At 71.7% G+C, this 11599-nt stretch carries 11 protein-coding genes; 3 read left to right on the top strand and 8 right to left on the bottom strand.

The window, feature by feature from the left end; translation table 11 throughout:
- Positions 1–87: 87 nt before the first annotated feature.
- Positions 88–633 (top strand): TetR/AcrR family transcriptional regulator, encoded by a 546-nt coding sequence (locus KME78_RS44325; RefSeq protein ID WP_219535836.1) that lies wholly within the window; start codon positions 88–90, stop codon positions 631–633.
- Positions 634–701: 68 nt separating this feature from the next.
- On the top strand, positions 702–1133 hold the full coding sequence (locus tag KME78_RS44320) for an ATP-binding protein (protein WP_219535834.1): 432 nt from the start codon (positions 702–704) through the stop codon (positions 1131–1133).
- 273 nt (positions 1134–1406) lie between these two features.
- Here the strand turns inward: KME78_RS44320 and KME78_RS44315 are convergent, their stop codons facing one another.
- Positions 1407–2357 (bottom strand): Ppx/GppA family phosphatase, encoded by a 951-nt coding sequence (locus KME78_RS44315; protein ID WP_219535832.1) that lies wholly within the window; start codon positions 2355–2357, stop codon positions 1407–1409.
- Positions 2358–2455: 98 nt separating this feature from the next.
- Here KME78_RS44315 and KME78_RS44310 point away from each other — a divergent pair, with 98 nt between their 5' ends.
- A complete protein-coding gene (locus tag KME78_RS44310) occupies positions 2456–3586 on the top strand; it encodes a UDP-N-acetylglucosamine--N-acetylmuramyl-(pentapeptide) pyrophosphoryl-undecaprenol N-acetylglucosamine transferase (RefSeq protein ID WP_219535830.1) in 1131 nt (376 codons plus the stop codon).
- 7 nt (positions 3587–3593) lie between these two features.
- On the opposite strand, the gene KME78_RS44305 is transcribed toward KME78_RS44310, so the two are convergent.
- From KME78_RS44305 to KME78_RS44275, 7 genes are all read right to left on the bottom strand, one after another.
- A complete protein-coding gene (locus KME78_RS44305; RefSeq protein WP_308127364.1) occupies positions 3594–4481 on the bottom strand; it encodes a hypothetical protein in 888 nt (295 codons plus the stop codon).
- Positions 4482–4502: 21 nt separating this feature from the next.
- Positions 4503–5375 carry a hypothetical protein gene (locus tag KME78_RS44300; protein WP_308127363.1) on the bottom strand — a complete coding sequence of 291 codons (873 nt, stop codon included), beginning with the start codon at positions 5373–5375 and terminating at the stop codon, positions 4503–4505.
- Between the two features lie 66 nt (positions 5376–5441).
- Entirely contained in the window at positions 5442–6326 is an 885-nt protein-coding gene (locus KME78_RS44295) for a hypothetical protein (protein WP_308127362.1), read from the bottom strand.
- Positions 6327–6374: 48 nt separating this feature from the next.
- Complete coding sequence (locus tag KME78_RS44290; RefSeq protein ID WP_219535826.1) at positions 6375–8360, bottom strand: MMPL family transporter; 1986 nt, start codon at positions 8358–8360, stop codon at positions 6375–6377.
- 63 nt (positions 8361–8423) lie between these two features.
- Complete coding sequence (locus KME78_RS44285; RefSeq protein WP_219535994.1) at positions 8424–9074, bottom strand: response regulator; 651 nt, start codon at positions 9072–9074, stop codon at positions 8424–8426.
- A complete protein-coding gene (locus KME78_RS44280) occupies positions 9071–10162 on the bottom strand; it encodes a sensor histidine kinase (protein ID WP_219535824.1) in 1092 nt (363 codons plus the stop codon). Before KME78_RS44280 ends, KME78_RS44285 begins: the two co-directional genes overlap by 4 nt.
- Entirely contained in the window at positions 10159–11577 is a 1419-nt protein-coding gene (locus KME78_RS44275) for a DUF2189 domain-containing protein (protein ID WP_219535822.1), read from the bottom strand. Before KME78_RS44275 ends, KME78_RS44280 begins: the two co-directional genes overlap by 4 nt.
- Between the last annotated feature and the right edge of the window lie 22 nt (positions 11578–11599).

The following is an 11599-nucleotide window of genomic DNA, read 5'->3' as shown; positions in this document are numbered from 1 at the left end:
GATGAGAGCTTGCTTACTTGCCGACCGGCAAGCATAGAATAAGCTAGATAGCCAACCTGCCGGTCGTCAAGTCGAAATAGGTGCACATTGCGGGAAGACACCCGGAGCCGGATCCAGGAGATCGCGCTCAAGCTCTTCACCGAGCAGGGTTACGAGGCGACTTCGCTGCGTGAGATCGCGGAGGAGCTCGGCGTGACGAAGGCCGCGCTCTATTACCACTTCAAGACCAAGGAAGACATCGTCGCCAGCCTGGCCGACATGCGCGTGGCGGACGTCGAGGAGCTCCTGACCTGGGTCAGGAGCCAGCCGAAGACTCCGGAGACGCGCAAGGAGCTCGTCCTGCGCTACGCCGCCAAGCTGACGAACCCCCGCTATCTGGAGGTCGCCCGCTTCATGGAGCGCAACCAGACGGCCATGCGCGACCATCCGAAGATCCATCGGATGCGCGAAGTGATGCTGGAGCTGACCGACGAGCTCAACGACCCCGGCGATCCGCTGGCCGTCCGCATCAGCCGCTCGATGGCGCTGTTCACGCTGCATGCCGGCAAGTGGATGTCGCAGGACGAGAAGCTGACCGACGAGGAGATCAACGAGGCCGCGATCGAGGTCGCGCTCCGCCTGATGGAACCCTAGAGACGATTGGGGCGGGCCGGATTGGGCAGAAGGCACTGACGCGTCCGGACGGAGACGGAGGAGGTGCGGTGGAGGCCACGATAGCGCTCCGGCTGCCAAGAGATGCGGCGAGCGTCCCCCTGATCAGGCAGATGTTCGACGGCACACTCAGGTCACTGGGGGTGGAGCCACAGATCCGCGACGACATCGAGCTCATGCTCACCGAGGCGTGTGCCAACGTCGTCAGACACGCGGGGCCCAGTGACGAGTACATGGTGAGCGCGGGGGTGTACGACAAGCTCTGCGTCATCCGGGTGATCGACATGGGCGGCGGCTTCGACCCGCCCATGTTCAGCGAGGCGGCCCCCGGCGCCGAGTCCGGCCGGGGGATCCAGATCATGCGCGCGCTGGCCGACGACATCCGCTTCACCAACCGGCACGAGGACGGGTCTGTGGTGTGCCTGGAGAAGCACCTGCGCTTTGCCCCGGGCGCCGCCGGCCCGCACTTCATGGCGAACTGAGCTCCCTCGGCCCTCTGGAGGGGCGTAGGTGCTCATGTTTCCCCGGAGACCGCGCCCCTGGCCCTCCCAGAACCGGTCCTGTCTCGGGCTGCCGGGCGGTCGATCTCGCCAACAGCCCGAGCGTGATCAGGACGACCACGGAGATGAGAAAAACGGCCACGAACGCCAGAATGAGGACGATCACCAGCGAGGCGATCGTGCTGAGTACAGCCAACATCCGCCGGAGATGCCCCGTGAACCGGATCTTATGCGCGAGAATCGGGTAGATCGCGGTTACCGCGGCGTCACATCCAGCCGCCCCGGCAGCATGTCGAGGCGGCGCAGGATGACGCCCTCGCGCAGCGCCCACGGGCAGACCTCCAGCCGATCGACCTCGAACAGGTCCATGGTCGCGTGGGCCACGATGGCCCCCGCGGCCAGCTGGAGGGCCCGCCCGTCGGACACGCCTGACAGCCCGGCCCGCTCGGCCGAGCTCATGGTGGTCAGCTTGACGGCCCAGTCGGCCATGTCCTGGCGCGACAGCGATCGGGAGACGTAGAGGCCGTCGTTGGTGGGCGCGGCACCGGCGATCCTGGCCAGCTGCTTGAAGGTCTTGGAGGTGGCCACGGCCCGGTTGGGCTCGCCGTATCTGACGATGCCGCCGACCGTGCGGGCGATCTCGGCGCGTACGTGCCGGCGCAGCTTGCGGACCTCGTCGGCGGTCGGCGGGTCGGCGCCGAACCAGTCGCGGGTGAGCCGCCCCGCGCCGAGCGGCAGCGAGACGGCGACGTCGGGCTCCTCGTCGACCCCGGCGGCGATCTCCAGCGAGCCGCCCCCGATGTCGAAGGCGAGCAGCCGTCCCGAGGACCAGCCGAACCAGCGCCGCACGGCCAGGAACGTCAGCCTGGCCTCGTCGCTGCCGGACAGGACCTCGATGTGCACGCCGCAGCGGTCGTTGATCTGGTCGAGCACGTGCTCGCCGTTGGCGGCCTCGCGCACGGCCGAGGTGGCGAAGGCCAGGAAGTTCTCGACGCCTTTGTCCTCGGCGATGCGCAGTGCTTCCTCCACGAACTCACCGAGCCGCTCGATGCCGTCCGCGGACAGCTCGTTGCGCTCGTCGAGGTGCTCGGTCAGCCGCAGCTCCTCCTTGTGCGAGTAGGCGGGGAGGGGCCGCGCGCCGCGGTGGGCATCGACGACGAGTAGGTGGACGGTGTTCGAGCCGATGTCCAGCACGCCGAGTCGCATGGGGAAACGCTACCGGTCAACGCTCTGTACGGCGAAGCCGAGTCCGAAGTGGCCGTGCGGCGCGATTGGTCTACCCGCCGGGGCCATAGTCTGATCGCATGTCACGAACCCTGCGACTGTTGATCACCGGCGGCGGCACCGGTGGTCACACCTATCCGGCCCTGACGACCCTGTCGGCCGTCCAGCGACGTCAGGTGCCGCACGACGTGCTGTGGGTAGGCACCGCGAACGGCCTGGAGGCCAGGATCACCGCCGAGAACGGCATCCCGTTCAAGGCCATCACCACCGGCAAGCTGCGCCGCCGGCCCAATATCCGCGAGCTCGGCACCAATATCGCCGACGTGTTCCGCATCCCGGTGGGCGTGGTCCAGGCGATCGGGCACGCCGCCCGCTACCTGCCCGACGTGGTGCTGTCGACGGGGGGTTATGTGGCGGTGCCGATCGGGGTGGCGGCCAAGCTGATCCGCCGGCCGCTGGTCATGCACGAGCAGACCACGGTGGTGGGGCTGGCCAACCGGATCCTGGCCCGGCTGGCCACGCGGATCGCGCTCTCGCACGAGTCGTCCCTGGAATACCTGCCCCCGGCGGCGCGCGCCAAGGCCGTGGTGACCGGCAACCCGATCAGGCCCGAGCTGCTGCAGGGCAACCGGGCCGCGGCCTACGACCTGTTCGGGCTGACGTTCGAGGTGCCGCTGATCTATGTGACGGGCGGCGCGACGGGCAGCAAGCAGATCAACACGCTGATCGCCGAGATCCTGCCGCGGCTGCTGCCGCACGCCCAGATCGTGCACCAGTGCGGGCCCGCCTGGATCGACCAGATGCGCGCCATCGAGCTGCCGCCGGACCTGGCCGAGCGCTACCACCCGGTGCCGTACGTCGGCTCGGAGCTGCCCGACCTGTTCGCCGCGGCCGACGTGGTGATCTCGCGCAGCGGCGCGGGCACGGTGTCGGAGCTGACCGCGATCGGCAAGCCCGCGGTGCTCATCCCGCTGATCCCGACCGGCGGCGACGAGCAGCGCAAGAACGCGGGCTACCTGGCCTCCGCGGGCGGGGCCCGCGCGCTGCTGGAGCCGCACCCGACGGGCGAGCAGTTGCTGGCCGAGCTGATGCCGCTGCTGGCCGACCCGGGCCTGCGCGCGACGATGGCCGAGGCGGCCCGCAAACTGGGCCGGGTCGACGCGGCCGACGCCCTGTGCGACGTCCTCCTGGAGGCCGCGCACGTCGAGTAGCTCGGGCTCAGGGCTCCAGGTAGCGGAACGCCTCGTGGGCGGAGCTCACGCTCCGCCGCAGCGCCCGCTCCAACTGGTCGGCGTCCTCCGCGAGCCGGGCGATCTCCGGTACGGCGAAGGCGTCGGCGCCGGCCTCGGAGACCAGTTCCTCATACTGGTGGAGCCGGCCCCGCAACTCCTCGATCTGGTGGTGGGCCCGGTAGGCGATCTCGGCTTCGGCCACGTTGGCGGCGTACCGTTCCAACGCCTCCACCCGGGCCACCACGGCGTCCTCGCTGCTGTCGAGCGCCCGCGCGAGCGGCTCGGCCACGGCGGCGACCTCCGGCGTGATCCCCTCGGACATGGTCTGGCGGTGCTTGGCCCGCAGCGCCGACAGCTTGGCCAGCAGCCGGGCGATCTCCCACTCCTGCGCGGGCAGCATCACGGCGTTGCGCACGTCGTCCAGCAGCCCTTCGACGTTGACCGCCGAGTGCGTCACCGTGGCGACGGCCCGCCTGGCCCGGGCGAGCAGCCTGCGGGAGGACTCGTCGAGGTCGGCGGCGAGCACGTACCGGCCCTCGTACCAGCGCAGTTGCTCGTAGACCTCCCGGTCGACGGTCACCTCTTCGTCCTCGTCGTGGTCCTTGCGCAGGAAGATCACGAGCAGGACGGGGATGGCGATGAGGCCGGCCAGCACCACGCTGCTCGACTGGATGCCGCCCGCCCTGATCGGCAGGAGGGTCAGCACGGCCAGGGTGATCACCACGATGACCGCGCGCCAGGACTTGCCGGCGACCCTGGAAGGCCGGGGATCGGGCACCCAGCCGCGGCGCATCCTGATCAGGAGGTGCTCGCTCTCCTTGATCAGCTGGGCGTCATCCTCCGGGACACCTGGATCGACTACCACATCCGCCACAAAATCGGATTTTATGGGATGTCACCCGTTCAAGTGGCGGAATGCCTCGTGTGCCGAGGTCACGCTGTCGCGCAGCGTCTCCTCCAGCCGGTCGGCGTCCTCGGTCAGCCGGCCCAGCTCGGGCACCGCTGAGCTGTCGGCACCCGACTCGGCCAGCAGTTCCTCGTAGCGCGGTAGCTTGGCGCCGAACCGCTCGATCTGGTGCCGGGCCCGGAAGGCGCGCTCGGCCTCGGCCACGTGCCCGGCGTACCGTTCCAGGGCCTCGACGCGGGCGAGCACCGCCTGCTCGCTGCTCGCCAGCGCCTCCCCCAGCGGCTCGGCGACGGCGGCGACCTCGGGCGTGAGCCCCTCGGCGACGACGTCCTCGTGCTCGCGCCGCAGCGCCGACAGCTTGGCCAGCAGCCGGGCGATCTCCCACTCCTGCTCCGGCAGCATCACCGCGTTGCGTACATCGTCCAGCAGGCCCTCGGCGTTGACGCGCGACTCCATGACCGCCTCCACGGCGGCGCGGGCGCGGGCCAGCAGCGCGCGGGCGCCCTCGTCGAGATCCTCGCCGAGCACGAACCGCCCCTCGTACCGCAGGGCGTTCTCGTAGACGTCCAGCTCCTGCGCGCGCCGCCGCGCGACCTCCGCGTCGGTGCGCGGCCTGAGCAGCACGCCGACCACGAGCAGCGCGGCCACGGTCATGACGACCACGAAGGAGGTGTAGCGTTCCTCCAGGAAGAAGCCGAACCCGGCGGCGACGGCCAGCAGCGCGGCCAGCCCGGCCGCCGCGCTCGCCACGATGCCGAGCGTCGGGTCGTAGCGCCTCCTGCGGACCGGTGCCCACCCCTTCCGCATGCCCAGCAGCAGCTCGCGGTGGCCGCGCAGCAGCTCCGCGATCTCGTCTGGCACCGCCGGATCCACCAAGACCTTCGGACAGGGCACGTAAGGGATCCTATGTGGCGGTCTGTCAGAGTGTCAGCCTTCCAGGTAGCGGAACGCCTCGTGCGCCGAGCTCACGCTCTTGCGCAGCAGCCGCTCCAGGGCGTCGGCGTCCTGGGCGAGCTTCTCGATCTCCGGTACGGCCAGCGCGTCGGCCCCCGACTCGGCCAGGAGCTCCTCGTAGCGCGGCAGCCGGGCCCGCAGCTCCTCGATCTGGCCGCGGGCGTGGTAGGCGCGCTCGGCCTCGGCGACGTGCCCGGCGTAACGTTCCAACGCCTCGACCCGCGCGACGACCGCGGCCTCGCTGTTGGCCAGGGCGCGGTCCAGCGGCTCGACCACGGCCGCCACCTCCGGCGCGATACCGCGCGACAGCAGCACCCTGTGCTCGCCGCGCAGGGCCGCGAGCTTGGCCAGCAGCCTGGCGATCTCCCATTCCTGCTCCGGCAGCATCACGGCGTTGCGCGCGTCGTCCAGCAGGCCTTCGGCGTTGACGTGGGAACGCAGCACGCTGCCGATCGCCCGCTGCGCCCTGGCCAGCACCAGTCGGGCCTCGGCGTCGAAGTCGTCGGCCAGCAGGTAGCGCCCGTCGTACCAGCGGGCCTGCTCGTAGACGTCGCGCTCCCGCGGCCGGTCGTGCTGCGGCACCTCGTTGATGGAGGCGATCTTGACCAGCACGATGAAGACGAAGGAGCCCAGCAGCACGAACCCGACCGGCGCCGCGTGCGAGGCCAGCAGCAGGGACATCAGCGCGACGACCACGGGCGTGGCGGCCAGCAGCAGCAGGCCCGACGGGCGCCGCCGTTCGGGCAGCGGCGCGGCGGGCGGCACCCATCCTGCTCTGATCCTGGACAGCAGCGGGGCGTTGGCACGCAGCATTCCGGCGACCTCCGGGGGTACTCCCGGATCGACGACCACACCCACGCTCTGTCCTGGCACCCTGGCGCCCCCAACGCTCGTGATGTCCGGATACTACGGAACATTTCCCGTGAGCGGCAGCCTCGCCGAGGACAGTCGGGGGAACCACCAGGCGCGCTCGCCGAGCACTTCCATGATCGACGGCACCAGGACAAGGCGGACGACTGTGGCGTCTACCAGCACCGCAGCGGCCAATCCGATGCCCATGATCTGCAGTGGCCGATCATCGAACGTGCCGAACGCGGCGAAAACACAGAACATGATCGTAGCCGCGGCGCTAATGACCCGGGCGGTCGCACCGAGCCCGGCGGCCACCGCGCCGCTGTTGCCGCGGCCGAGCCGATACTCCTCCCTGATCCGGGAGAGCAGGAACACCTCGTAGTCCATCGACAACCCGAACGTGATCACGAACAGCATCATCGGCACCCACGCGTCGATCGGTCCGGCGCTGGCCCGGCCGAGCACGTCCCACTGGAAGACGGCGACGATCACCCCGAAGGCGGCACCGATGGACAGCAGGTTCACCGCGATCGCCTTCAGCGGCAGCACCACGCTCCTGAAGACGAACAGCAGCAGCACGAACGAGGCCAGGAGTACCGCGCCCACCGTCCACGGCAACCGCTCGCCGGAGAAGCGCGCGTAGTCGATCGCCGCGGCGGTGGAGCCGGTGACGAGCACGGGCGCGGGCAACTCCGCGCGCAGCCGGTGGATCAGCCCGGTGGTCGCCTCGTCCTGCGGCCCGCCGGTGGGCACGACCATCGCGGCCCGCTCCCCCAGCGGGAAGGCCTGCGCGACTCCAGCCGTGGCGCGGGCCCGCCCTACCACATCGTCGAGGGACGGCGCGCCGGCCCGCGGGGCGACCACCAGGACGAGGGGCCCCTCCATGCCCGGCCCGAACCCGCGGGACAGCAGGTCGTGGGCGCGCCTGGTCGTGTCGCTGACCGGCCGGTCGGAAGCGTCGGACCAGCCGACGCGCAGCTGCAGCGCGGGCAGGGCGAGCAGCACGAGCAGCCCCAGCGCCAGCGTCCCGGCCACCCAGGGGCGGCGTTGCACGACCCGGCTCCACCGGTACGCCAACGGCGGCTTTCCGGTACGCCGGGGCAGCGCGAACCGGTCGATCCCGCTGCCGATCATGCGAAGCAGTGCGGGCAGCAGCGTGAGCGAGGCGAGCATCACCATCAGCACGCCGCATCCGGCGGCCAGCGCGATGCCGCCGCCGAGCGAGGGACCGAGAAACAAAATGCCGGCCCCTGTGACGATCACCGTCACGCCGGCGAGCAGCACGGACCTGCCCGCCGTGCGCATGGCCTTGACGATGGCCGCGTCCACGGACAGTCCTTCGGCCAGTGAGGTGCGGAACCGGGTGACGATCAGCAGCGCGTAGTCGATGCCGGTGCCCAGCCCCAGCATGATCGTCAGGTAGACGGCGAAGCCCGGCGTGCCGGCCACGTTGCTCAGCAGCGTGAGGAGGGTCACGCCGCACGCCACACCGGTCACCCCGATGATCAGCGGCAGCGCGGCGGCGATCACCGACCGGAACGCCACCAGCATGACCACCGCCGCGGCGAGCAGCCCGAGGCCCTCGGTGGCTCCCCCTCCTGTCGAGGTGGCGAAGTCGTCCCCGGACAGCTCGGCGGTCACCCCCGGCCCGTGGAAGGCGTCGCGCAGCCCGGCCAGCCGATCGGCGGTGGCCGCGTCGGGGTAGTCGAGGGGGATCGTGGCGACCGTGCCGTCCGCCGAGACGCGCTGGTCGAAGGTCCTGACACCCGGGATCGCGGTCATCCGGGCGAGCAGATCCGTCACCGCCGACCGTACCGGCGGGGCGGTGACTCCGGACGGGGCGGACAGGACGAGCGCGCCGGGCGGACCGTCGGCGACCGGGCCGAGCAGCTCGGCGGCCTGGCCGCTCTCGGAGTCCGGGAGGGTGAAGTCGTCGTCGGAGGGGCCCGGCCAGGTCGCCGCGGCCGCGATGAGGGCGGCGGTCAGGGCCAGCCAGAGCAGCAGCACGAGCCGCCGGTGGCGGATACAGAATCCGATCATGCGGCAGACGGTAGGAAGCGCCCCCGCTCGCCGTCGTCCACCGGAGGCGGACGGCCCCGTACGTCAGGCGCGGTAGCCGGGGCGGACCAGGCCGCTCTCATAGCCGATGACCACGAGCTGCGCCCGGTCGTGCACGGCGAGCTTGACCATCATCCGGTTGACGTGCGTTTTGACCGTGGCCGGGCTCATGAACAGCGCCTCGGCGATCTGGCCGTTGCTCAGCCCGCCCGCGACCCCGGCCAGCACCTCGCGTTCCCGCCCGGTCAGCGGCGCCAGCCGGCCGGTGTCGGGCTCGGCGGGGCGGGCGATGAACTCCTCGATCAACCGCCGCGTGACGCCCGGCGACAACAGCGCGTCGCCCCGGGCGGCGACGCGGACGGCGTGCCGGATCTCGGCCGGTTCGGCGTCCTTGACCAGGAAGCCGCTGGCCCCCGAGCGGAGCGCCTCGTAGATGTACTCGTCCAGGTCGAAGGTGGTGACCACGACGACCCTGGTGCGGCCGGAGACGATCCGCCGGGTCGCCTCCAGCCCGTCGAGGCCGGGCATGCGGACGTCCATGAGCACCACGTCGGGCGCCAGGGCGGCGGCCAGCCGGATCGCCTCGGCGCCGTCGGCGGCCTCGCCCACCACGGTCAGGTCGTCCTCGGTGTCGAGCAGGGCGCGCAGCCCGGCCCTGACGAGCGGCTGGTCGTCGGCCAGCAGGACGGAGATCACGCGGGCAGCCACGCGGCGATGCGGAAGCCGCCCTCCGGCCCGTCGCCGGTGGTGAACCGGCCCCCGGCGGCGGCCACGCGTTCGGCCATGCCGGTGAGCCCGTTGCCCCTGGGGGCCCGGCTGCCGGTCCCGTCGTCGTCCACCTGCACGGTCACGGCTCCCGTCTCGTATCTCAGCGTCACCGTCGCCCCGGTGGCGCCGGCGTGCCGCATGGTGTTGGTCAGCGCCTCCTGGACCACCCGGTAGACGGTCAGGTCGACGGCCGGCGGCAGCGGGCGCCGTTCGCCCGACACCTCGAGGGTGACCGGCAGCCCGGCCGTCTTCAGCAGTTCGGGCAGCTGGGCGGAGCCGGGCGGTGGGTGGCGGGAATCGGGACGCAGCACGCCGAGCACGCCTTTCATCTCGGCCAGCGCCTGGCGGCTGGCCGTACGGATGACCTGGAGGGCGGCGCGGGCCTCCGGCGGGCCACCGGCGCGCTCGACGGCCTCGGCGGCGACGGCGGCGTGCAGCGCGATCACCGACACCGTGTGGGAGGTGACGTCGTGCAGCTCCCTGGCGACGCGCAGCCGCTCCTCCTGGGCCCTGCGCAGCGCCTCCTCCTCGCGGGTGCGCTCGGCGTCGGCGGCGCGCCGCTCCACCTCGGCGGTGTAGGCGCGCCGCGCCCGTGACACCTCGGCCGGCTGGGCCACGACCAGGACGAGCAGCGCCCAGATGACCGCGCCCACCACACGGTCCAGCGCGGGATGGGTGGCCACGCCGATGGCGGGCAGCAGGACCAGGACCGCCGCGCCCACCCAGCCGGCCGAGCGCCTGCCGCCGGAGATGGCGGTGAACACCGCGATCAGCGCGGGGACCGGCCAGAGGGCGTAGGCGTAGCCGAGCATGAAGCAGCCGCCCGCCGCCCCCACACAGACGATCAGGGAGACCTCGGGCCTGGACCGCAGCCAGGCCAGCCCGATCACGGCCGCGGCCAACAGCGCGTAGCCCGCCGGGTCGAGCGGCCTGGTGTCCGGCTGGTTGCCGTAGGCCAGGACGGTCGAGTACACGACGACCACGGCCATGCCGCACACCAGGACGAGCGCCCTCACACCGGTACGGTATTCCGCTCTCTCCCCGCCGCGCGATACCGCCGCCGCGGTAGCCCGTGTACGGCCAGCGCCGCGGCGACGCAGGCGACCGGGATGGCGGGCAGCACGTAACGGTGGTCGAAGTCCAGTGCCGCCACCGGTGCGACGAGCAGGAACATCGAGAACGCCCACGGCAGCAGGGCGGGGCGGCGGCGGCCTATCGCCCCGGCCGTGCCCGCCAGGAGGATCACGCCGAACAGCGTGCCGTGCAGGAACCACGGGTACGGGTAGGCGGCCAGGATCGAGCCGAACGGCTCGACCGAGCTCATGCCGCGGATGGCCGGGTCGTACTCCTTGCGTACCTGGCCGATGAGGCTGTGCTCCTCCGGCAGCCGCCACGAGCCGTGCGGGAAGGTCGACATCGCGGTCACCCGCTTGGGGTGCTGCACCGGCTCCCAGGTGAAGGCCAGCGAGGTGTCCTTGACGATCTCGCGCAGATAGTCGAGCGGCTGCGCGGCGATGGCCTTGACGGCGAACGAGCGGGCCAGATCGTTGTAGGCGAACCGGTCGCCAGGCAGGCGGTTGAGTGCGGCGCCGGGCGCCCAGACGTACTCGGAGGCGGCGTCGACGACGTTGCCGTTCGGGCAGAGCCTGGCCTCCGCCGCGGGCGGTTTGATGATCGAGCAGTCGGCGAACGTCATCGTGCGGGCCCAGAGGGCGACGCCGTCGCCGCCGCTCAGCGCGAACCTGCCGTGATACTGGGCGTACCAGCCCGCGTAGGCGAGCAGCGGCAACGCCCCGGCGAGCACCAGGGCGGCGACGCGGCGCCATGGGGTGCGGCGCAGCAGCAGGTAGAGCGCGGCCAGGCCGAGCAGCGGCACCGCGGCCGTGCGGGTCAGTCCGGCCAGCGCGAGCAGCGCCCCGGCGAACGCGGCGGCCCGGGGCGACACCTCGCGGCGCCACATCAGCACCGTGAGCGCTGCCATGACGAGGAAGATCACCTGCAGGTCCGAGAGCACGGCGTGCTCCAGGCGCAGGAACGCCGGGTCGAACAGCATCGGCACCGCGGCCAGCGTGGCCCCCCAGCCGGGTAACGACCAGCGGCGCAGCAGCGCGTAGATCAGCACGCCGACGCCCAGGCCCATCGCGTGCTGCACGCCGACGACCAGCTCGACGCTGTGGAAGGGGCGCAGCAGCCACAGGAACCACGAGTAGCCCGCCGGGTGGAAGGCCCCCTGTGGCCGCATGTGCACGGCCGTGTTCAGGTAGGTGAACGAGTCGTACCAGTAGACCTGCGCGGTGTCGTAGCCGAGCATGACCAGCACGCGCAGCGCCGCGGCCAGCGCCAGGACGATCCCGAACAGGCGGTGACCCGTCCTCCCCAGGACGGGATCGGCCAGGCGGGGCCGCGTGGGCGCCACAAGAGCGGCAACCATGACATCTCTCCCCCGTGAGAGG

It is taken from the genome of Nonomuraea guangzhouensis, assembly GCF_019396345.1.
GTDB lineage: Bacteria > Actinomycetota > Actinomycetes > Streptosporangiales > Streptosporangiaceae > Nonomuraea > Nonomuraea guangzhouensis.
Note: the sequence above shows the minus strand (reverse complement) of the source record. Positions and strands in the feature narration are given on the sequence as shown.